Below are 22,954 nucleotides of genomic sequence, written 5' to 3'. Positions count from 1 at the left end.
TTCGTGTTTATTTAAAGGATTATCATGCATTCACAATCCATTGATGCAGTGTCTTCGCAGCGTCCTAAAAATGTGTTTAAAAAGCGCTCTGTGAGCATATCTTACCGAATATCGGTATTCTTTCGGTTTGTTGCTGCCATCTTTGGGGGCTATGTATTTACCAGTGTACTTATCTCTTTGTTAGCCATCTTGCTTCCCTTGAATCAGTTAGACAGTGTGTTATTAACCACTACGTTGTCGGTATTTTTTTATAGTTGTGTTTTTATTTGGGTGTTTGCAGTTAAGTCATTAAAGCGTGTCTGGATCACTATTTTACTAACTACAGGTGTCCAGTTTGTAATTCTTTCGTTGATTAAGGGTTGGTTATGAAAGAGAACTTTTTTCGTTCAATGACCTGGCTACATACTTGGGTTGGTTTGTTAGTATGTTGGTTATTATTTTTAATTTTTTTTGCTGGCACCATCAGTTTTTTTAAAGACGAGATTACTTATTGGTTCGAGCCAGAAACGCACACTGTTACTCATCAAGATAACCGCCTAGCTAAGCAAAGACAGCAAATTAACTATGCTGTAGAGCAGTTGCAAAATAAAGCAGCAGACTCATCATCATGGCGTATTTATTTACCTGAGCCTCGTAACCCTTTATATACCTATAGTTATGCTGAGCCTAAGCAGTCAGGGCAACGACGCGCTAAATTTACTGAGACTTATTTAGACCCTACTACCAATGAGGAAATTGCGCCGCCTAGAGAGACCAAAGGCGGGTATTTTTTCTATCGACTGCATTTTGATTTGCATTACATCGATGTCAGAACGGCACGTTGGCTAGTGTGTCTAGCATCATTATTTATGCTGATTGCCTTGATTACTGGTGTTGTTATTCACAAGCGTATTTTTAAAGATATGTTTAGCTTTAGAAAAAACAAAGGAAGTCGCAGTTGGCTTGATGCTCATAATGTATCATCGGTATTAGCCTTACCATTTCATATTATGATTACGTATACAGGCTTGATAACCTTAATATTTATGGTTTTCCCCTACCCTGCTCAAACGGTGTATGAGAAGGGGCTACAACAAATGTTTAATGAGGCAAGTCCTATCAGGGCTCGTGTCGAATCGAGTGATGTTCCTGCGCCACTGGTTAGCATGAATACTATTTTAGATCAGGTTTATACTAAGTCACCTGATGCCGATATAGGTTTCTTCTTTATTCGCGATGCAAACAAAGAGTCATCACGCGTGAGTGTGTATTTGAACACAGGTAAAGAGGTCGTGGATAATGGGGCGGCATTTTTATTTTCAGGTAGTACTGGCGAACTACTCGCTGAGCAAGGTAAAGATTGGTCGGCATCAGCACGCTTTTATGATTCGATGACAGCATTACACGCAGGGCGACTAGCTAGCCCATTATTACGCTGGCTATATTTCTTATGTGGTATCGCTGGCTGCGCAATGATTGCTACAGGCTGCATTATGTGGGCTAAACGTTTAAGGGAGCGTTTAAAGCCGCAGCAGCAAGCTGGGGTTGGCTTGAAATTAGTAGAAACGTTAAATCTAGCTACCCTGATGGGGTTACCATTTGCAACGGCATCATTTTTTATTGCTAATCGATTATTACCTTTAGAGATGGTAGCGCGTGCCGATAAAGAAATACTCGTGTTCTTCCTCGCATGGTTAGCAATGACTGTGTTGGCAATAATAAGTAGCTCTAAACGTCAATGGCAATTAGCAGCGTGGCTTAACGCATTGGTATGTTTTGCTGTTCCTTTAGTAAATGCTATGACAACCGAGGGAAATTGGATCAGTTATTTACTAACTCAAAAATGGACGCTGTTTTGCGTTGATTTTGGTTTCATTATTGCGGGAAGCCTGTTTATTTTACAGGGCAAAAAATTACGTACTGCTAGCAAAAAAGTAAGTACTCGCCGTTTTCAAAAGCCCAAGGACCTTAAGGAGCAACAAGGATGATGGAATTACTGCAGTTTAGTTTGTGCTTTATGGCATTTAATTGTTTTGCTTTAGCAAAGTTTAACCATTTTCGTGAAGTTTTTAAAAAGAAGCTAACGGATAAACAACGACATAGCTTTTTAGCTACAGGCTGGATCACTATTTTACTAAGTTTAGTGTTATCTGTACTGAGCGAAGGTGGATATGGTGCATTATTGTTTTGCGGTTATATGGCGCTAAGTGTACTTATGCTCATGATTTTATATAGTTTTACTGTTTCATGGGTAAAGCATATCAGTATACTCAATTTATCAATTTTACTGTTAAGTTGCTTTTCGGTAATGATTTTCTAGCTTAGTTAGTAAAAAACTGATCTGAAAAAAATGGGTAGGCATAGCCTACCCGAGCAGGGAATTAAATTGGGGGATCACATGTTGCTTCAATTTAATAAAGCAGAGTTTGCCTTGGTTCAATGACAGTTGTGTTACACATCCATGATGTTTTAAAGACAACCTGTAAATCCCCTTTACAGGTTGTCATGCTCAACGAAAATTAATTCTTCGGTTTTAAAGCCATATTTTTTAGCTGTGTCTTTAAAGTCTTTTAATTGTGCTTCGCTCACCTTGGGTGTTCTTGATAGGAACCATAAATATTCTTTGTTGTAGCCGGTGATATATGCATATTGATAATTTTCTTTATCTAATTCAAAAATCACATATGAGCTGTAGAATGGGCCAAAGAAAGAAACCTCTAAATGACCTATGTTAGGTTTGCTCGCAAATTTAGCTTTGCCTTGGGCTTGCTCCCATGCTTGTTCCTCAAGATTGTAGCCTCTGTTAATTACTTTTACACTGCCATCAGGGTTTACTGAATATTGAGCTGTTATTCCTTCTAAGCCACGTTCAAAAGAGTGATCTAGCCGCGCAATTTCATACCAAGTACCTGTGTATTTATTGAGTTCAAAGTTCTCAACAGGTTTTATGTTCTCTGGAGTGCCAGTACACGCAGAGAGTATCGTAGAGGTAATTGCTATAATGAGAAGTTTATGGAAGTTGCGCACGTAAAGCTCCTTTTAAAATCAAATATTTTAATACGTTAATAGCGGTAAATAAGTTCAATTACGGTAAACTATCTCATACTTAAAAATTCTGTCGAGAGTGCTATGAAAATTTGGGTTGATGCGGATGCCTGTCCTACTGTTATTAAAGAGATATTATTTCGCGCAGCAGAGCGCACGCAAACAGTTACAACGCTGGTTGCTAATCATGCGATGCGTATCCCACCTTCAAAGTTTATTTCGCGTATACAGGTTTCATCAGGGTTTGATATTGCTGATAACGAGATTGTGAAACGTGTTGAAGCGGGTGATTTGGTTATCACGGGTGATATTCCACTTGCTGCAGAAGTAATAGAAAAAAATGCACAAGCGCTGAATCCTCGTGGAGAGCTGTATACCACGGAGAATATTCGCTCTAGATTAAACGTACGAGATTTTATGGAAACAATGCGTTCTAGTGGAGTTGAAATGTCGGGAGGGCCACCGCCTCTTAGCCAAGCCGACAGGCAAAACTTTGCCAATAATTTAGATCGCATTCTTGCAAAAAAATTATGATGGACACAAAGAAACGGCTACAGGGTTTTGGAGACAGCAAATTCACTGTTGCAGTATATATTGAAAAGCGCCCACCCATGGCGCCGTGGCAAACACTCAATTTTTTGCATGCAATGCAAGCAGGCGAAATTAATAGCATAAATCAAGCTTGCGGCAATGGCTGGAGAAAAGTTTTTAACGTATATGCTAAGGTGTTATTTGCTCTGCCTAGTGAGCATTTTAAATTTGCAAAGCAAGCGTGTGACTGGCAAACCTTCCGAGATGATTTATTACTGCAAGCTAACAGTTGCACTGCGCTTTTGTTTAGTCCGCCACTTTTAGATGTAAGTAACCAATTGCATATTATTGCGGGTCGTACTCATGCTAAAAAACTGATTCAATCAGGGCAGCTTAATTCACCACTAACTTGGATAGATGATGAGTTTGCCATTAGCAAGAGTGATAAGGTTATCGTATGCCCTTACTTCGATTATCGGCAATTGAGTAATAGTAAGATTGCTCGACTAAGCCAATTAGTGGCTGATATCTTAGCTTGAATACTCCATTGCGTTATTGAGTATGCAAACTAAGCTTAAGATATTATAAAAGCTAGTGTGCTTAGTATGAAAATTCTTGTTGTCGATGATATGCCTTTAATGCGCCATGTTTTAATAAACATGTTGCGCCGCCTTGATTATGATGACATCACAGAAGCAACAGATGGCAATCAAGCTATTGAGTTATTAGGAAAGCAACATTTTGACCTAGTCATTACTGATTTGCATATGCCAAAAATGGATGGTAAATGCTTACTTATGCAAATGCGAGATACACCTGATTTTAAGAGTATCCCTGTTTTAATGGTCACATGCGAAGACAGTAAAGAGACCGTGACAGATATGATTAGTGCTAAAGTTGATGGCTTTATTATTAAACCATTTTGCCTGAATACCCTAAATAAACAGCTGAGCCGCATTGTTAAGCATGACTAAAGTGATAGGTTTCGTGTGGAGTTGACTATGTTAATACGTCTGCTAAGCGTGTTGTTTTTTATGTTTGTAGGGGATGTGCTTGCTAAACAAAAAACACTGACACTGTATACTGAGTCTTTCCCTCCCTATAATTTCGAAAAAGAAGACCAAATTACGGGAATCAACACAGAGATTGTTCGGCTTCTTTGCGAAAACGCAAATTTACACTGTACTATTGACTTATACCCTTGGAAAAGAGCGATGCAACTAGTTTCAACGAGAGCCAATAGTGGCATCTTTTCAACTTCACGCACAGCACAAAGAGAATCGAAGTTTTATTGGGTTGGTCCATTAGCTTCTGGGCAAACATGTTTTTATAAGTTAGCGACTCGCTCAGATATAACTGTGAATAGTATGGCGTCTTTACGAAATTACACCGTAGGTGTGGCACGGGGAGATGTATATCACTCAGTTTTAATGGATTTAAATCTGGAAGAAGGTCAGCATTTTTTAACTTACTCAAAAAAATTTGAAGAGCTAAAAATGTTTAAAAGAGGCGAGCACGACTTATTAATTGGCTCGGCCTTAACACTGGCTTCTCAATTAGAAAAAGTGGGGTTAAGTCCCGAACAGCTAGCCCCCGTATTTGCGCTTAACCATCCTGCACTGGCTGGAAACTACTTAGCTCTGAATAAAAGCACATCAATTGAAACCGTAAAAGAGTTACAAAGTCATTTAAAGCAGTTAAAAGCAACCGAGCAAGTTGACGATATTGTTAGTCAGTTTATACCTTCGGCTCAGCAAAGCCACCCTTATGCATCCGCTATGTTAAAAGAGTGTTTTACCGGTAACGTTATTTATTAGTTTTTCTTAATGAAAGTCTAATTTAGCTCGGTTGTTGGCAATAGTCGTATTTTTTGGTCTTCGGACGCAAAGCTTTTGCTTAGCTTTAAATTGCTTTTTATAGTGAATAAAACAATAAAAGGGCAATAACGATGAAACCAACTCCACTCATTAAAAGGATAGTGTTAGCTCTATGCTTAGCTACAGCAGGCTCTACCCAAGCTTACGATCGCATCACAGGCCATAACTTTGCTAGCCGTTCAGAAGTCATCGCACAATCAGGTATGGTTGCAACATCACAGCCGTTAGCTACGCAGGTTGGCTTACAAGTACTCAAAGATGGTGGTAATGCCATTGATGCGGCGATTGCGGCAAACGCAGTGCTTGGCCTTGTTGAACCGACTGGATGTGGAGTTGGTGGGGATTTATTTGCCATTGTTTGGGATAATAAAAGCAAGCAACTATACGGCTTAAATGCCTCTGGTCGTTCACCACAAAGCTTGTCTTTCGATACCTTAAAAGCACAAGGCGACACCATTCCTGCTTATGGGCCGTTACCAGTGTCGGTTCCTGGTGCTGTCGATGGTTGGTTTGAGTTACATAAAAAGTTTGGCAAAACACCAATGAAAGCCTTACTCCAACCTGCTATCGACTACGCTGAAAATGGCTTCCCAGTGTCTGAACTGATTGCCTATTACATGCAAAAAAGTGTTGCTGCTCGTGGCAAATATCCGGGCTTTAAAGATGTGTATATGCCAAATGGGGCCATGCCTGAAAAAGGGGAAATCTTTAAGAACCCAGCCCTTGCAAGCACCTATCGCAAAATTGCCAAAGACGGCCGCGATGCCTTTTATAAAGGCGATATTGCTAAAGAAATTGGTCGCTACATGCAAGAAAACGGCGGCTACTTATCCTATGAAGATTTAGCTGCGCACCATAGCGAGTGGGTCAAACCTGTGAACGCTGATTATAGAGGGTATACGCTCTGGGAATTGCCACCAAATGGCCAAGGTATTGCTGCACAGCAAATTCTTAATATTCTTGAGGGTTACGATATCAAAGCAATGGGCTTTGATAGCCCAGAATACGTCCATACCTTTGTTGAGGCGAAAAAGCTCGCTTTTGCAGATCGTGCAAAATATTACGCGGATCCAGCGTTTAACACGATTCCTGTACAAACACTTATTTCGCAGCAGTATGCTGACCAAAGACGCAAACTGATAGACCCTAACAAGGCCGCAAAACGTGACCATGCAGGCCCAGTAGAAGGCGATACTATTTATATGACGACCGCCGATAAAGACGGCAACATGGTTTCGCTTATTCAAAGTAATTACCGTGGTATGGGCTCTGGTATGACACCTGCTAAATTAGGCTTTGTATTGCAAAACCGGGGCGAAATGTTCGCGCTTAAAAAAGGGCACATGAACCAATATGAGCCAGGTAAACGACCATTTCATACAATCATTCCTGCGTTTGTCACCAAAGATGGTAAGCCATATATGAGTTATGGCGTGATGGGCGGTGCGACGCAGCCACAAATGCATGCTCAAATACTTATCAACATGATTGATTTTGGCATGAATCTGCAAGAAGCCGGTGATGCGCCACGTATTCTGCATACGGGGTCATCGCAACCAACTGGTGAAATCATGGAGGATGGTGGTTTTGTTAGCTTAGAGTCAGGTTTTTCAATGGAAACCCGCCGTGAGCTAATAAAGAAAGGCCACACTTTGCAAGACGCCGTTGGCCCCTATGGTGGTTATCAAGCTATATTGAAAGACCCTAAAACCGGTGTTTATTATGGTGCATCTGAAACCCGTAAAGATGGTCAAGCAGCTGGGTATTAGGCTCGCAAGTTAGCGAGTTATAAAGATAAAGAGTAATATTACGAGCTTTGAGGTCGCAGCGATTTTACATCGCGTAGGCGTGAAATTTATTTCGCGCGATGATTCATAGCTCGTGGGTTGGGTAGAGAGGAGTGATACCCAACAAGTTAGTAGGTTGTGAATTAAGTGTCTTAGCTCGTATCAGATCTTACAGTTTAGGTGAGAAGGTATAAACCTCGTCTAACAGGCGGCTATGAGCGGATAAAAGGCGGTCACAGCTAGTTAGTGCTAATGACTTTATTTTATAAAGCGGACGTTCTTGTAACGCATTTTGCCCCAAAGTGCGTTAGCGTAATTACTCTATAGGTCGGCTCTGAGCGAGAACCAGTCATTTAAGAGAGTTGTTGAACTTAGCCGCTATGTGGAGAGCCTACTCAGGACATTTGAGCCACACTTACCTAAGGGTTATTCCATTACTGGAAGGCAAGTCATGAATAAACTCATTAAATAAGTTAATACTGAAATAGCCTATAGTGGTTGCTTATAAAGCCTAATTTAGTTGTAATAACAACATGACAAACACTGAGCAATATAGGGACAGCATAGATGCGACAGGCGCGCCGATTAAGCAGGCTTGGTGTAGCTTAGGTCATAAAAGCAAATTCCCATAGCATAAAAACACCAATTCTCACACACCGAGCAGGTAGCGCCTCAATCCAACAAGCGATTATGCAACACAAACTGCGTGCCGCATAAAAGCTAAAATGTTAATGTTTTAAGGAGTAGTTTTGAAGTTAATCACGTTTATTGGTATCGCATTATCTTTTACTGTTTCAGCTCAACCGACACTTATCAACGTCAATGAATTTGAACTTGAGTATGAAGTTGCAGGTAATGGTAAGCATATAGTTCTTTTGGAGGCCGGTGGTAGTGCTGGCATGTCTGACTGGGAGCCCGTTTTTAACCAAATAGCTGAGCATGCCACGGTTATTCGTTATTCTAGAGTTGGAAATGGCAACTCCACAGCTATTAAGAGGCATTTTACATCAAGTGATTATGCAGAATACGCCAGCGAGTTTTTAGTTGCATTAGATGTTAACCAGCCGGTCATTTTAGTTGCTCATTCATATGGTGGCAGCGTTGCGAGAGAGTTCGCCGCAGCTTACCCAAAACAAATAAAAGCACTGTTAATGTTAGACCCGTCTTCCGAACATGATGTTGATATATTGCGTGCTATTGATTTAGAAAAAGCTAATCGAGAAATTGCTCAGATCAAACTGGATGACATGGCCGATGGTATGTCGAACCAATATCTAGATTTCTGGAGTAAAAGACCGCTACCTGATTACCCACAAATCAAAGATATGCCCGTAACAGTGATTACCTCTGTAAGAAAAGTAGAAAGACCAGCCAATTTGTTTTTCACGGATCAGGGCAGAAAAATGTGGGGTGAACTATGGCAGGAGTGGGCGAGTGCTTTCCCACAGGGTAAATCTGTGTTGACTGGAAAAAGTGGTCATTTTGTGCAGATTGATGAGCCAGAACTGGTTTTAAATGAGCTTTTAGTACTGATGCAAAAGCTGGATAACCACTAACAAGCAAAGGCAACCGACCCCAAACAACTATGGACGTTACCAATGTCTGGTATAGAGCCGTCATTCGGCTCTGAAACATTTTGTCCAGAAATGAGTTCGTCGACTCAAGGCACAAAGCTGTTATTCTCGGTAAGATTCAACTCTAATAATCAAATGTGGCAGATCAAGTAAAGTTACAAGCTTTGAGCTCTAAGATTGAACCCCTTAAGAGAGCAAATTTCGACGTGGTAGCAGCGGGTTTACCGTGTAATTATTGATATGCTGCTTGGCATGTGGCGCGATGCAAAATCGCGCCTACAGCTATTAACTCCCAACCACATACCCTGTAAAACCAAGCACTTTAAAATACTGTTTAGGGGTGCTGAATCCAGTTTCATTTACTAATTCAGAAAAACGAATTCGGTCTAATGGGTAAAACTCGTGCTCTAGGTTGTGGCGCATGCGCTCTGTGCCGGCTTCAGTCAAACCTAACTGTGAACAAAGCTGTAGTTGTGACTCGCGCTCAAAAGCAGATTCTGGGCGCATTAAATCGGCAATGTATAAGTTGCTCGATTTTTTGAGCTTGCTGTGAATCGCTTTTAATAGTGCTTTTTTATCGCCGTTATCTTCAACAAAGTGCATGACTAGTAAACACAGTGCGGCGTCACACTGGCTGTCGATGCCGTTGATATCACCGCAATGCACTGTTACTCGGTCGCTGATGTTATGCTGGCCAAACTGCTGCTCGGCAATATCGAGCATGTCTTGTGAGATATCTTGAGCAATAAACTGCCAGCCTGGTTTTAACGCCGCTAATTCAATGATTTCTTTACCTGTTCCGGCACCAACCACTAAAATGCACGCATTATCGTTCAGCGTTGTTGCTAATTGGGCTGCGGTTGCTTGATGTAATAGCTCATAACCTGGAACTAGTCGCAAAATACGTTCGTCGTAGTGACTTGCTTCTTCATGATTAAAAGTTGGCATGCTAATCCTTTAAATAACTGAGATGGTCGAATAACCACCTGGTTTTTTCGCCACATGCACTTGGGTGGCAACGCGTTCGGTCATTTCTGAGACGTGAGAAATCACCCCGACTTTGCGGCCCTGTGCTTGCAGAGAATCAAGAGCATCCATCGCGATGCTTAACGTTTCACTGTCCAACGTACCAAAACCTTCGTCGATAAACAAAGAGTTTATTTGCACTTTATTTGACGATAAGGAGGCAAGCCCTAATGCGAGGGCTAACGACACCAAAAATGACTCACCACCCGATAACGTATTAACAGAGCGCTGCTCATCGGCCATATCTCTATCGATAATTGCGATATCGAGGGTTAGTCCTATAGCGGTTAATTTGTAGCGTTTATTTAGTGTCTGTAAGTGACTATTCGCGTAGTGCAACAGTATTTTTAAGGTTTGCGTTTGCGCTAAATTACGCATCGTTTTGCCGCTGGCATCCCCCAATACCTTATTGAGTAGATGCCAGTGTTCATAGCTTTTTTGCTGCTCTACTAATTGCTTTTGTTTATCTGCCAGCGCTTGGCTATTTTGTTGATGGGTTTTAAGCTCCGTCGCAACTTGCAATAATGCGTTATTAGCTTGCACTTGTTGCTCTGTTGTTTGATTAAGCTGTATTTGCAGCTCATCTTCACTCAGTGCAGGTTTATCTTTTTGGTGCTGAGCTTGAGCTTTTTGTAACTGTTTTAACAGTGCCTCAGCGTCTTTTAAGCTACTCTCGGCAGTGTGGTGATCAGCCAATGTTTTCTTGATCTCAGTTGGGTTTATCGTTAATAGCTGACTAACTGCTTGTTCATCCAAACTTGGGTGCTGCGCTTTAAAATCGCTAAACCAATGGCTAAAGCGTTCATTAAGTGCCGCATGTTCAGCGTTTAGTTCTTTTTCACGTTCGTCAAGATTTGCTATTTGAATGGCTTGTTCGTCACGCGCCTTCACCGCATTACTATGGGTTGTCAGGGCAAGTTGCAGTGCCTGCTGCGCGGAATCTACCGCCTTTTCAAGCTCTGCTATAAACTCATCTACCGATATTGCTGCGTTACTCAATAAGCCCTCGCGCTTTGATTGTATCTGCGTTAATTCGGTTTGAGTTTGGCTTAGTTGCTCGTTGCACTGAGTTAAAGAGGTATGTGCTTCGTTAAGCTGCGGTGTTACATGCGCAAGGTGCTGCTCAATGGCTTTTAAACTAGCTTTAAGCTCATCCGCAGTTTGCAGCGACGCCTGATAAGCCTCAACGTGCTCTGCAATGACCTCTAAAGAAATGTTTTGTGTATTGAGTGCCTGCCACCAAGGTGCACTGGTGAACTGTTGATTCAGTGTGGCATGTAGCTGCTGATGCTCATCATTGAGCTCATTTAAGCGTGTTTGCAGATTATTTAGCTGTTGCTGCAATTCGTTTAGTTGCTGCTCTTTACTATGCAGCGTTTGCCCTTGCTTATTGTACTCAGCTTGCTTAGTCGCAAGCGTATTTTGCAGCTGTTGTTGCTGCTCAAGGGTTTTATAGTATTGCTGTTTTTGCTGACTCAGTTGTTGCTGACGCTCGTTTAACTGAGCTTCGGTTAAATCATTTAGCTCAGTACGGCTTGCTGCCATAGTTTCTTTGAGGCTCTGTTGTTGAGCACTCAGTTCTGAGATTTGCCCGTTTAATGAGCTTATCTGTTGGCTGCATGCCGCCAGCTCATTACTTTTAGCTTGCTGTAATATTTGCTGAGCTTTTAAATGCTGTTTGGCGTTAGTTAGCTCCTTGGTAAAGTCGTTAATAAGCTGGCTAAATTGCTCGTTCACCATTTCTTCATGCATAAATGGGTGCTCTTTTGAGCCACATACCGCGCACGGCTCCCCTGCTTTTAAGGTGGCACGTAACTGGCTGACTCCTTCACTGGCTCTTAATTGCACTTGCTGTAAGTTTTGCTCACAAAGCGAAACCTGTTGCTGTGCTTGTTCTGCCCCTTGCTGCGCATCTTTTAGTGCGGTTTGTAGTTGCTGCTCAGTTTGGCTTAATGCCTTTAGCTGGGTTTGCCAATTTTTTAACTGCTGATGATTAGTTTGCCACACTTGGCGCTTTTCAATCAGGTGCTTAATCGCCTCAAGCCCCGCATCAATATCCGCCATTGATTGGGTATTTAAACTCGATTTAAAGGCGGCATCTTGTTCATTTAAGCGCTTAATTTCTTGCTCAAGGGCTTGGTATTGAGTTTTGCACTGCTGCGCGGCCGTTTGCTGCTCATCAATCTTAGGCTGAAGAGCTTTTACGTTTTGCTGTGATTGGCTAATTGTGTGCTGTTGCTGGCTAAAGCGGCTTAACTCACTTTTATAGAATGACCAGTCTTTTGCTAATGGTTGCCATTGTGCATGTGTTTCTAAATAGCCATTGATTTGCGCTTGCTGCTTAAGCTGTTTTTGCTGCTCGGCTTTATGGCTATTTAGTGTATTAGTCAGCTCTTGATAATGGTGCTTTGCTTTTTCTGCTTGTACTTTTTGCACCGCTGCTTGCTGATTTAAAACCGCAAGTTGTTTATCTAACTCACGGGCCTGGCTAATAATAGGTTGCGCGTCTTTTTGTGCTTGCTTTGCTTGGTTTAGTTGCGCAGTTTGCTTCTCAAGCGTTTGCTCAGCGTCTTTGATTAGTGTTTTATGGTCAACGTTTAAAAGCTGCTCCCGGTTTTTAATAAGTTGCCCATGTTGAGCTGTAATCGAAGTGACGCGTTCACGGTTATCCTTTATTTCTAAGCATTGCTGGGCTTGTTTTGCTTCAGTGGCTTTTTCAGCAAGCGCGTGCATTTGTTGCTGTAACTCTTGCTTTGCTTGCTCAGCTTGGTTTAGCTGTTGTTGCTGCTGCAATGCTTGTTTATACCACGCTTGGAACTGTTCAAATTGTTTTATTTGTTTTTGTAACTCAGCAAGTTTAGCCTCAAGCGCTTTGTGTTCTGCTTGTTTAGTTTCGACCTCTTCAGGGCTTAAAACCTGATAATTACTTAAACTTAACTTTAACTGCTCTAATGCTTGCAGCTGCTCACGATGGCGTTCAAAAATTCGCTGACCAATACGGCTAAATTTATCGGTGCCTGTCAAACATTCAAGTAATTGCGCACGTTCATCACCGGTTGCTTTTAAAAAGGCGGCAAATTCATGTTGTGCAAGCAGTACAGCTCGTGAGAACTGTTCAAAGCTCAAACCAATAATACGTTCAATTTCTTTACCTGCTGCGCTTCTATCAGCGATGAGGGCTTCATCAGGTAATAAATAGAGGCTATGTTGTGCGGGCTGTAATTTACCATCAGCTTTATTACGAGCGCGGCTAAAGCTTAACCTTGCACGGTAAAGCTGTTTGTCTTGGCCTATAAAGTCGACTTCGGCAAACCCCTGCCCTGCCCCGCGGCGTAATAAGTTTCGCGAGTCATTGAGTTTGATGTTGTCGCCATTAAAGTCAATTTTATTGCCTGTATCACCTCGTAGTCGTGCGGTTTTGTTGTACAGTGCTAAGCAAACGGCATCGAGTAAAGTACTTTTACCCGCGCCAGTATCACCTGTGATGGCAAATAGTCCCGCCTCTTTTAAAGGCGAAGTGCTAAAGTCGACTTCGGCGTCTAAGATAGAGGCGAGTTGATGAACACGAATTGCTAAAATTTTCATAGTAGATCCTCCGCATTCAATTCATCGATCACTTGGCTTAATAAGCTTTCTAGTTCTTTTGGCACCGCCTGCCCTGCCATATCTTTATTGTTTGCAAATGCTTGCTCTAAAAGTGAATGTGGGTTTAGCGCTTCAATTTGCGAGACATCTTCAAATAGGGTTTGCTCATCGTCTTGCTGATTACTCTGCTGTCTCACCCTTTCAATGCCGCAGAACTTAACCTGCTTACCTTCAAGGGCTTGTTCTATTTGCTCTCTGAAAGTGGTGTCAGTGTCATGGGCGCTCAATTTAACCCGCAGGTATGGCGCTAAATCTTCATCTGTTAAATCGAGCTGTTTTATAAGCTCACAGAGTTCGTTTAGTGGCACACAGTCTTTTTCCGGTAGCAACATGACTTTACAAAAGCTAGGAATGTAAAGGGGGTTTACAGAAGTTCCTGAGTCACTAAGCTCGACTAGCACAACTTGATGCTGATAGCGTCTTTCAGAAAATGACATTGGCATTGGCGTGCCACTGTAGCGAATGGTCTCTTTCTTCGCGACGGTTTGAGCCTTATGAAGATGCCCTAGCGCGACATAATCGGGTTGATCAGTAAATATGCTTGCCGATATCGCATCTTCACCACCAATCACTAAGTTACGTTCAGAATCAGATGAGATGTCTCCGCCTTTTGCATGCAGGTGGCCCATGGCAATTAATGGCGCGTTTGGTAATTCGCTTGCTGCTTGTAATGCATCTTTGTAGGCAAGGGCAACGGCTTGGTTGTAACTTAACGGTTGCTTTTGTTGGCGGTTATAACTGCTTAAATCACTGTTACGTAAAAATGGCATGGCAACAACATTCGCATCGCCGTTTTTTGTGCTGATTGCCAGGACTACTTCATGAGGAGCATTGCTATCAAAGCGGCCAACAACATGCGTATCAAACTGAGCCAATAAAGGCTTTGCCGCCATAATTCGATTTGCTGAATCATGGTTACCAGCAATAATCACTATGTGTAAGTCAGGGCAATGATGCTTAGTGGTTTTAATAAATTGGTAGAGTTGGTTTTCTGCGCTGGTAGGTGGCGTTGCCGTATGATAAATGTCACCCGCAACCAGTAATAAGTCGATCTGTTCTGAGACAAGCGTATCGGTTAACCAAGCTAGAAATGCTTGATGCTCATCGAATCGGGAGTGCTCGTAGAATTGTTGGCCTAAATGCCAATCAGATGTATGAAGGACTTTCATTAAACGCTCTTATTATTTATTAAGAGCGCCAATATACCTAAGCTGAGCCAAGATGCCCAGCTTGGTTTGTTAACTTAAGCTATACCAAGCAAAAAACACCATAGGTAGAGCTAGCAACGCCATAATCAATGGAACTTTAAGCGCTTTAGTTTGTTTTGCTTGTAAAATCTTTAGGGCATTCGTTTCGTTACATGCCGCTACTTTATCAATATAAAAATACCCTGAATCTAGGTACTGTTTACAATTTTGTTCGTCCGCTGGAATTGCAATTAGTTCTTGTTGTTTTTTTAGGATATAGAAATCCATAAGCCCACCGAATTCTAAGCTGTTTACCGACACATTTTTGGGATAAATACAGCTTCTGCATTGACCCAAAATCAAAAAAGTGGGCGATTTTAAATACAAATGGCAGTAAATTTCAATAGAAAATGCCGCAAAAATTAATTTATTGCGAAAATAATGAAAATTAGAGTCAAAATTACTAAAGATGAGCCTAAAAACAGTCCTTTTTTAGTCCATTTTGAACTGGGAGATGTACGTGCTAACGCATCGTCTTCATCACATGCGTTGATCACTTCAATATATTCAAAGCCACGTTCTTTGTACTCGTTTAAAATTGATTCTTGCGCAGGAATAGCGGCTAAACGAGAGTCTTTTTTTACAATATAAAACTTCATCTAATCACCTTTATTACTGTTAAACAAAATTTGACCAAGTTGGCTTAAAATTAACTGTAATACTTTGTAATGAATTCGTGCTGAATTAAAAATAACCAATGCGTCTGTAAACCCCCTTTACATTGCCTGAAAGTAGGGATATGTAGCTGCAAAAATAGTTCATTGCACAAAGGTGAATACTAACCTGAAAAACTAGCATTTTATCGTGATTTTATTGCAACCTTGTTAGCTGTTTGAGATGGTAGGCTTACACTTAATTTACAGGATTAACAATGAAAAAAGCAGTTCTCCATTTGAGTGCTTTGGTATTGCCTTTGGCAGTGTCTTCAGCAGTCATGGCGTCATCGGTAGAGCAAACTAAAGGCTCGTTTGTTGATAAGTTTCGTCAGTTAGATGAAGCACTCCCTACCCCAAATGTATATAGAAGTGCGGCGGGTGCCCCTGCCGAAAACTACTGGCAGCAACAGGTAAACTACGATATTGATGCTAAGCTTGATGAAAAGAAACGCCGTTTAACAGCAAGCCAAACAATTGAATATAAAAATAACTCGCCTCACACTTTAAAGTACCTTTGGTTACAACTAGACCAAAATATCTTTAAATCTGACTCAATTGCTGAAATGACATCGACTTTTAATGGTAAAACATTGCAAGGTGACCCTCAGCCAAAATCAACTAAATTGAGTTTAGGACAGTTACGTCGTCAGCAATTCATGGCCGACAACGAGCTGGGTTATCAAATCGCCAATGTTAAAGACGAAGACGGAAAAGAGCTTAAAGTTACTGTAGTAGATACATTAATGCGTATCGACTTAAACGAACCGCTTAAACCGGGTAAAGACGTTGAGTTCAGCATGGACTTCGCCTTTAACATTGTTGAAGAAGATGCCGTTGGTGCACGCTCGGGTTATGAGCATTTTGAAGAAGATGGTAACGATATCTTCTTATTAGCGCAGTGGTTCCCTCGTCTTGCTGCGTATACTGACTATGAAGCTTGGACGAACAAAGCGTTCTTAGGGAGTGGTGAATTTACCCTTGAATTTGGTAACTACGACGTTGAATTAACGGTTCCTGCAGACCACATTGTATCTGCAACAGGTAAGCTGGATAACCCGAGCAGCGTTCTAACTAGTACGCAGCGTAAACGCTTAGAGCAAGCTGAAGATGCCAAACGCCCTGTTTTTATCGTGACTGAAGAAGAGGCACTCGAAAACGAAAAAGAAGGCACAGACAAAACTAAAACATGGCATTTTAAAGCTGAAAATGTCCGTGACTTTGCATGGGCCTCATCACGTAAATTTATGTGGGATGCTAAGGGCTACCATCAAGGTGGTAAAGACCAGCCGTTAGTGATGGCGATGTCTTTCTACCCGAAAGAGGGTGGCGATCTCTGGAAGAAATACTCTACAGAAGCTGTTGTTCATACGATGGAAGTGTATTCGCGCTTCTCATTTGACTACCCTTACCCTGTGGCACAGTCAGTTAATGGCCCTGTCGGTGGTATGGAATACCCCATGATCACCTTCAATGGTCCGCGCACAGACTTGCAAGATGACGGAACACGTACCTACTCTCAAGCAGAAAAACGCTTCTTAATCGGCGTTGTTATCCATGAAGTTGGGCATATTTATTTCCCAATGGTGGTGAATTCTGATGAGCGTCAATGGACGTGGATGGATGAAGGTCTTAACAGCTTCTTAGATGGTGTTGCTGGTCGTGAGTGGGACCACACAATTCCTTGGGGTGTTGAGCCTCGCGATATCGTTGAATACATGAAGTCAGAAAACCAAGTGCCGGTTATGACACAGTCAGACAGTGTATTACGTTTAGGCCCTAATGCTTATACTAAGCCTGCTGCCGCACTTAACATATTACGTGAAGTGATCCTTGGTCGTGAGTTATTTGACTTTGCATTTAAAGAGTATGCGCAGCGTTGGAAATACAAACGCCCTACTCCAGCTGATTTTTTCCGTACAATGGAAGAAGCGTCTGGCGTTGACCTTGATTGGTTCTGGCGTGGTTGGTTCTACACCACAGATCACGTTGATATCTCGTTAGATAAAGTTTATCAGTTACGTTTAGACACCAAAAACCCTGATATCGACTTTAACCGTTTGCGTGACATCGAAGCTGACAAGCCAATGCCATTATTCGTACAACGTAATAAAGAAGAAGGTAAAAAACTGTGGGTTGAAGAAAACCCAGATGTCACTGACTTCTATGATGAAAACGACCGCTTTACGGTAACTAATAAAGAGCGCAACGCGTACAATAAATTCCTAAAAGGCCTAGAGCCTTGGGAACGTAAAACATTTGAGCGTGCAATCAAAGAAGATAAGAACTACTACGTACTTGAGTTCTCAAACTTGGGGGGCTTAGTAATGCCTATCTTACTAGAGCTTACTTATGAAGATGGTACGAAAGAAGAGCAGTACATTCCGGCTGAAATTTGGCGTCGTAACCATAAGCATGTTCAAAAGCTAATTGTAACTGAGAAGGGTAAAAACCTAGTGTCTGTTGCGGTTGACCCTCGTTGGGAAACTGCGGATGTAGATGTAGAAAACAATAACTACCCGCGTCGTATTATTCCATCACGTATTGAAGTGTATAAGCGTGAGAAGAGTAAAGCGAAAGTCAGCCGCGATATCATGCAAGATATTAAAACAGAGCTGAAAAAGGGGGATGAAAAAGATGCCCAGGAGCAACAATAATGCGCTTTGTAGCCATTGTTTTTGCTTTATTACTGAGTGCGCCTAGTATGGCGCACCAGTTAAAAGCGTCTGTGACAACTGTGCTGTTTAATAAACGTACAAACAACATAGAGCTTATGCATCGCTTTTATTTGCATGATACGGAGCATGCTGTTGAATATTTGTTCGACGGTAATGCTGATATCTTAAGTAATAAAGACGACCAAAAGCGTTTTGCTGATTATGTTGAGTCACATATTGCCCTGCAAACTTTAGATGGTAAGCCACTTGAACTTAAAAAAGTGGGTGCACAAGTTGATGGTAAATTCTTTTGGGTTTATCAGGAAGTCACGATCCCAGAGGGAATTCATGGCATTCGTATGAGCAACGGAGCACTTCGCGACCTTTGGCCTGCACAAGTGAATATGGTAAATATTGAGGGTAAAGGGAAAGTAAAAACACTGACCTTTAGCCAAGATGATACCTGGCTTGAAGCTAAGTTTGAGGCGTTAGAACCTCAATAGACTTATACAAAAGGATTAAAAAACTTGGCTTTTTAATCCTTTGATCCTTTAATAAAGCTATATCGTACACTATCTTATTAGTGGGTATAAACATTTCCCAATCGCCATATACAAGGATTTATATGAGTATTTATGATAACAATATTCGTGGTGTGATTTTTGACTTAGACGGCACTTTGGTATCGTCAGAGCTGGATTTCTCACTGATCAAAGCACAAGTGGGTTGTCCTCTTGAGGAGGATTTGTTGGCGTATATTGCCACGCTTCCCTCGCCTTACATGCGCGAAGAGGCGATGAATATTGTCCATCAACATGAGCTTATTGATGCGCAGCACGCACATTTATTGCCTGGTGTGGCTGATGCGATTACCAAGCTAAAAGAAAGTAATATTCCAATGGCCATTGTGACTCGTAATTACGACCGTGCAGCTGCCATTAAGCTAAAAAATAATCCTCTGCCGATAGAAACGGTTTTGACTCGCTCAGATGCGCCAGCCAAGCCTGACCCAAGTGCTTTAAATGCCATTGCCACACTCTGGGAACTTGACCAGTCAGAGTTACTTTATGTTGGTGATTATTTATTTGACATACAAGCAGCCCACAACGCTAACATGCGAGCTTGTTTATACGCACCACATGAAATTCCTGAATATGCAAATCAAGCAGACTATGTACTGCATCATTTTTCAGAACTGCCAATTTTGGTTGATTCATTCCAAGAAAGTAAGGTGTTATGTTAAATAGCCTTGTTTTTTATTTTTCCTGATATTAATTGTTAGCTTTTTATTTTTTTAAGTTTCCTAGGGACGATTTGATCTTTGCTCATTTTTTACTTTACCTAATCGGTTATACATCCCAAGGTGTTAATAAAATCGTCCCTAGAGTGAACAAATTTTAATCCTGAAGGTTAACACGCCCTAGTACTAGCCCAAGCGGTCATGACTTGTTAAAATATCGGCAATTATCAAATGTATTCATAGAGGCATAAGATGGGCAGAGCATTTGAAGTCCGCAAAAACGCCATGGCTAAAACAGCCAATGCAAAAACAAAAGTAAATTCTAAGTACGGTAAAGAAATCTACGTTGTTGCTAAAAATGGCGAACCAGATCCAGAAGTTAACCAAGCGCTAAAACGTATTATTGAGCGTGCAAAAAAAGATCAAGTTCCAGCACATGTAATTGATAATGCAATCAAAAAGGCTGCCGGTGGGGCAGGGGAAGACTACTCTCCAGCACGTTACGAAGGCTACGGCCCAGGTAACTGTATGGTTATTGTTGACTGTTTAACTGATAACCCTAACCGTACTATTAAAGATGTACGTTTACCGTTTACAAAAACAGATTCAAAAATTGGCACACCCGGTTGCGTAGCGCATATGTTCGATCACTTAGCTGTTTTAGGCTTTGAAGGTGATGACGACGAAGTCGTACTTGAAGCGCTAATGATGGCTGATGTAGACGTAACTGATGTAGAAGTCGAAGACGGCAAAGTATCAGTATTCGCTCCTCACACTGAGTACTACAAAGCAAAAACAGCACTTGAAGAAGCATTTGAAGGTATTAACTTTGAAGTAGACGAGATTACGTTTGTTCCACAAGTTCATACAGACATCACTGATCCAGATGACATAGCAAACTTTGAAAAGTTTATTTCTATGCTTGATGACTGTGATGACGTTCAAAACGTTTATCACAATGCGATTGTCAAAAGCTAATTTGTAAAAAGGGGCATTTGGTAACAAATGCCCTTTTTTAATAGATTTTTATTATGCTGTGAATGATGAGTATTCACTGTCGTTATGAGTTTATACCAATACGCTTAATTTAGTGGTCTATTTTGAGGCAATAAAACCTCGTTGATAACAAGGCAAAAATTTCGTTATTTAGTTGTTCTAAATCAGAAATTTTTAACGCAGGTAGCGACAGGTTTAATCCCTCAAAATAATTAAGAATTATTGCGGATTGGTATCAATTGATATTAGTTAAAAAAAAGCAGCCAAAGGCTGCTAGGAACGACACATCAAACTCGAAGGGAGTTAAATTGTGCTTAATTTAACGACTTATGTTTTATACGGAACGCATGCAGTAATGGTTCAGTATAGCCACTAGGTTGTTTAACTCCTTCTAATACAAGGGCTAGCGCAGCTTGATAAGCAATACTTTGTGCTAAGGTTTCGGCTGAATCAGCCATATTCTTGTAGGCCGGATCCCCTTCATTTTGACCATCGACAACCTTTGCCATTCGCGCCATGGTTTTTCTAATTTGCTCTTCAGAACAAACACCATGATACAGCCAGTTGGCCATGTGCTGGCTTGAAATACGCAGTGTGGCACGATCTTCCATTAAACCGACATGGTTGATGTCAGGTACTTTTGAGCAACCAATACCTTGGTCAATCCAACGCACAACATAGCCTAAAATACCCTGTGCATTGTTATCAAGTTCGGCTTGAATATCTTCCTTGCTTAAGCTGCTGGCATCTTTCATAAGCGGTGGAGTGAGTAAGCTAGTAAGGCTTGCTTCTTTGCGGTCCATCAGCGCTTTTTGACAAGCAAATACATCAATATCGTGATAATGCATTGCATGTAGCGTTGCAGCAGTAGGAGAGGGCACCCACGCGGTATTTGCACCACTTTTCGGGTGACCACTTTTTTGTTCCATCATTAACGCCATTTTATCTGGCATTGGCCACATACCTTTACCAATTTGTGCTTTGCCACTGAGTCCTGTAGCAAGACCAATATCTACGTTGCGGTCTTCGTATGCGCTGATCCAAGGCTCAAGTTTGATAGCGCCTTTTGGTAGTACAACACCTGCTTGCATTGAAGTATGAATTTCGTCACCGGTACGGTCTAAGAAGCCTGTGTTAATGAATACAACACGCTTTTTAGCCTCGAAAATACACGCTTTTAAGTTAGCTGAAGTGCGGCGCTCTTCATCCATAATCCCCATTTTAATGGTGTTTTCAGGTAAGCTTAATAGCTGCTCAACGCGGGTAAATAGGGTATTGGTGAAGGCCACTTCTTCTGGGCCATGCATTTTTGGTTTAACAATATTAATGCTATTGGCCGTTGAATTTTTAAGGCTGCTTGTACCTTTTAAGTCATGAAGTGCTGCGGTGCTGGTGATAATGGCATCCATAATACCTTCAAACACGTCATTGCCTTCACTATCTTGGATAGCTGGATTTGTCATTAAGTGGCCAACGTTACGCACAAACATCATGCTACGGCCTTTTAGCGTCAGTGTTTCACCATTCACACCTTGATATTGGCGGTCCTGTGCTAAACGACGCTCAATGGTTTTACCGCCTTTGTTAAATGCTTCTACTAGGTTACCTTGCATTAAACCAAGCCAGTTTTGATAGACGTTTACTTTGTCTTGTGCATCAACAGCAGCAACGGAATCTTCACAGTCCATAATCGTTGTGAGGGCTGCTTCAAGTAGCACATCTTTAAGGCCTGCTTTATCTGCTTGACCTATTGGATGATGATGGTCGATTTGCAGTTCGATATGTAAGCCATTATTTTTCAGTAAGATAGCGCTCGGATTTTGCGCTTCACCTTGGTAACCAATAAGTTGTTCAGGATTAGCTAAACGAACCTGGCTGCTGTCACGTAATGTGATTAAAAGTTCATTGTTAACCACTGAATAGCTGGTACTTTCGATATGCGAGCCATTTGCTAAAGGCAATGCTTTATCTAGGAACTGGCGGGCATAAGCCATGACTTTAAAGCCACGTACAGGGTTGTATGTAGCGCCTTTCTCAGCGCCGTCATCTTCACTTAATACATCAGTGCCGTATAGCGCATCATACAGTGAGCCCCAGCGGGCATTCGCTGCGTTTAAGGCAAATCGTGCATTGCTCACTGGCACAACGAGCTGCGGCCCCGCAGTGCTTGCGATTTCAGGCTCAACTTGCTCTGTTTCTATGCTGAAGCTAGCTGGCTCAGGAACGAGATAGCCAATGTCTTTTAGGAATGCTTGATAGTTAGCTGCATCCCATACCGGTTGTTGCTTGTGATAGTCATCAATCTTTGCTTGCAGTTGTTCGCGTTTTTCTAAAAGCGCACGATTGATTGGCGTTAACTCAGTGACGATATCAGCAAAACCTTGCCAAAAAGTGTCTGTGCTAATACCTGTTCCTGGTAAAAGTTGCTGTTCAACAAACTGTGCTAGTTGTTGATCAACGCTTAAACCGTTAAGTGAGAGAGTGGTCATAGTAATGTCCTTTAAACGAGCTTAATGTGATCATTCATGGCCTAACCATATCGTAAAAAAAGCTAATAAGCAGGTTATTTACCATTCACTAAAAATATAGTGGCAATAACAACTATAAATTTACTAAATCCAAAAAATCCGCCTAATGTTGGATTAAGCGCTACGAAGCGAACGCCAAGTAGCCACTCTCACTAACAAAAAATAGATA

The 22,954-nt window shown here is 41.6% G+C and carries 20 protein-coding genes; 13 read left to right on the top strand and 7 right to left on the bottom strand.

Features of this window, described 5'->3' with window-relative positions; translation table 11 throughout:
* Positions 1 to 24: 24 nt before the first annotated feature.
* The 3 genes from L3Q70_RS17165 to L3Q70_RS17155 are packed head-to-tail and all read left to right on the top strand — an operon-like array spanning position 25 to position 2,299.
* Positions 25 to 369, top strand: coding sequence for a hypothetical protein (locus L3Q70_RS17165; protein ID WP_237115528.1), 345 nt, complete (start codon positions 25 to 27; stop codon positions 367 to 369).
* The gene (locus L3Q70_RS17160) at positions 366 to 1,967 is read left to right on the top strand and encodes a PepSY-associated TM helix domain-containing protein (RefSeq protein ID WP_237115527.1); all 1,602 of its coding nucleotides are present in this window, start codon (positions 366 to 368) and stop codon (positions 1,965 to 1,967) included. The genes L3Q70_RS17165 and L3Q70_RS17160 overlap by 4 nt, the downstream gene beginning before the upstream one ends.
* Complete coding sequence (locus L3Q70_RS17155; RefSeq protein ID WP_062567834.1) at positions 1,964 to 2,299, top strand: DUF3325 domain-containing protein; 336 nt, start codon at positions 1,964 to 1,966, stop codon at positions 2,297 to 2,299. The genes L3Q70_RS17160 and L3Q70_RS17155 overlap by 4 nt, the downstream gene beginning before the upstream one ends.
* A gap of 173 nt (positions 2,300 to 2,472) precedes the next feature.
* Here the strand turns inward: L3Q70_RS17155 and L3Q70_RS17150 are convergent, their stop codons facing one another.
* Complete coding sequence (locus L3Q70_RS17150; protein WP_062567833.1) at positions 2,473 to 3,006, bottom strand: lipocalin family protein; 534 nt, start codon at positions 3,004 to 3,006, stop codon at positions 2,473 to 2,475.
* Positions 3,007 to 3,108: 102 nt separating this feature from the next.
* Between L3Q70_RS17150 and L3Q70_RS17145 the strand changes: the two genes are divergently transcribed.
* From L3Q70_RS17145 to L3Q70_RS17120, 6 genes are all read left to right on the top strand, one after another.
* Entirely contained in the window at positions 3,109 to 3,558 is a 450-nt protein-coding gene (locus tag L3Q70_RS17145; protein ID WP_062567832.1) for a YaiI/YqxD family protein, read from the top strand.
* Positions 3,558 to 4,094, top strand: coding sequence for a hypothetical protein (locus L3Q70_RS17140; protein WP_062568165.1), 537 nt, complete (start codon positions 3,558 to 3,560; stop codon positions 4,092 to 4,094). The genes L3Q70_RS17145 and L3Q70_RS17140 overlap by 1 nt, the downstream gene beginning before the upstream one ends.
* A gap of 66 nt (positions 4,095 to 4,160) precedes the next feature.
* A complete protein-coding gene (locus tag L3Q70_RS17135; RefSeq protein ID WP_062567831.1) occupies positions 4,161 to 4,529 on the top strand; it encodes a response regulator in 369 nt (122 codons plus the stop codon).
* A 27-nt stretch (positions 4,530 to 4,556) separates the two neighbouring features.
* Entirely contained in the window at positions 4,557 to 5,372 is an 816-nt protein-coding gene (locus L3Q70_RS17130; protein WP_237115526.1) for a transporter substrate-binding domain-containing protein, read from the top strand.
* A 131-nt stretch (positions 5,373 to 5,503) separates the two neighbouring features.
* On the top strand, positions 5,504 to 7,201 hold the full coding sequence (gene ggt, locus L3Q70_RS17125) for a gamma-glutamyltransferase (protein WP_062567829.1): 1,698 nt from the start codon (positions 5,504 to 5,506) through the stop codon (positions 7,199 to 7,201).
* A gap of 776 nt (positions 7,202 to 7,977) precedes the next feature.
* Positions 7,978 to 8,775, top strand: a complete 798-nt coding sequence (locus L3Q70_RS17120) for an alpha/beta hydrolase (RefSeq protein ID WP_237115699.1) — start codon at positions 7,978 to 7,980, stop codon at positions 8,773 to 8,775.
* A 303-nt stretch (positions 8,776 to 9,078) separates the two neighbouring features.
* On the opposite strand, the gene L3Q70_RS17115 is transcribed toward L3Q70_RS17120, so the two are convergent.
* The 5 genes from L3Q70_RS17115 to L3Q70_RS17095 all read right to left on the bottom strand — a co-directional run bounded on the left by L3Q70_RS17115 (position 9,079) and on the right by L3Q70_RS17095 (position 15,310).
* The gene (locus L3Q70_RS17115) at positions 9,079 to 9,741 is read right to left on the bottom strand and encodes a class I SAM-dependent methyltransferase (RefSeq protein WP_237115525.1); all 663 of its coding nucleotides are present in this window, start codon (positions 9,739 to 9,741) and stop codon (positions 9,079 to 9,081) included.
* Positions 9,742 to 9,750: 9 nt separating this feature from the next.
* Positions 9,751 to 13,404 carry an AAA family ATPase gene (locus L3Q70_RS17110; RefSeq protein WP_237115524.1) on the bottom strand — a complete coding sequence of 1,218 codons (3,654 nt, stop codon included), beginning with the start codon at positions 13,402 to 13,404 and terminating at the stop codon, positions 9,751 to 9,753.
* A complete protein-coding gene (locus L3Q70_RS17105; protein WP_237115523.1) occupies positions 13,401 to 14,633 on the bottom strand; it encodes an exonuclease SbcCD subunit D C-terminal domain-containing protein in 1,233 nt (410 codons plus the stop codon). The genes L3Q70_RS17110 and L3Q70_RS17105 overlap by 4 nt, the downstream gene beginning before the upstream one ends.
* A gap of 69 nt (positions 14,634 to 14,702) precedes the next feature.
* Positions 14,703 to 14,939, bottom strand: coding sequence for a hypothetical protein (locus L3Q70_RS17100; RefSeq protein ID WP_237115522.1), 237 nt, complete (start codon positions 14,937 to 14,939; stop codon positions 14,703 to 14,705).
* Positions 14,940 to 15,073: 134 nt separating this feature from the next.
* Positions 15,074 to 15,310, bottom strand: a complete 237-nt coding sequence (locus L3Q70_RS17095) for a hypothetical protein (protein WP_062567823.1) — start codon at positions 15,308 to 15,310, stop codon at positions 15,074 to 15,076.
* A gap of 272 nt (positions 15,311 to 15,582) precedes the next feature.
* Between L3Q70_RS17095 and L3Q70_RS17090 the strand changes: the two genes are divergently transcribed.
* The 4 genes from L3Q70_RS17090 (at position 15,583) to L3Q70_RS17075 (ending at position 20,239) form a co-directional block, all read left to right on the top strand.
* Entirely contained in the window at positions 15,583 to 18,021 is a 2,439-nt protein-coding gene (locus L3Q70_RS17090; protein ID WP_062567822.1) for a M1 family metallopeptidase, read from the top strand.
* The gene (locus L3Q70_RS17085) at positions 18,021 to 18,524 is read left to right on the top strand and encodes a DUF6702 family protein (RefSeq protein ID WP_062567821.1); all 504 of its coding nucleotides are present in this window, start codon (positions 18,021 to 18,023) and stop codon (positions 18,522 to 18,524) included. Before L3Q70_RS17090 ends, L3Q70_RS17085 begins: the two co-directional genes overlap by 1 nt.
* 122 nt (positions 18,525 to 18,646) lie before the next feature.
* Positions 18,647 to 19,264 carry an HAD family hydrolase gene (locus L3Q70_RS17080; protein ID WP_130152010.1) on the top strand — a complete coding sequence of 206 codons (618 nt, stop codon included), beginning with the start codon at positions 18,647 to 18,649 and terminating at the stop codon, positions 19,262 to 19,264.
* A 249-nt stretch (positions 19,265 to 19,513) separates the two neighbouring features.
* On the top strand, positions 19,514 to 20,239 hold the full coding sequence (locus L3Q70_RS17075) for a YebC/PmpR family DNA-binding transcriptional regulator (protein ID WP_058584380.1): 726 nt from the start codon (positions 19,514 to 19,516) through the stop codon (positions 20,237 to 20,239).
* 332 nt (positions 20,240 to 20,571) lie between these two features.
* Here the strand turns inward: L3Q70_RS17075 and L3Q70_RS17070 are convergent, their stop codons facing one another.
* Positions 20,572 to 22,746, bottom strand: coding sequence for a malate synthase G (locus tag L3Q70_RS17070; RefSeq protein ID WP_237115521.1), 2,175 nt, complete (start codon positions 22,744 to 22,746; stop codon positions 20,572 to 20,574).
* Positions 22,747 to 22,954: the final 208 nt, after the last annotated feature.

Origin of the sequence: Pseudoalteromonas sp. CF6-2 (assembly GCF_021729425.1) — a bacterium.
GTDB lineage: Bacteria > Pseudomonadota > Gammaproteobacteria > Enterobacterales > Alteromonadaceae > Pseudoalteromonas > Pseudoalteromonas arabiensis.
The sequence above is the reverse complement of the archived record's forward strand: the minus strand, read 5'-3'. Positions and strand labels throughout refer to the sequence as shown.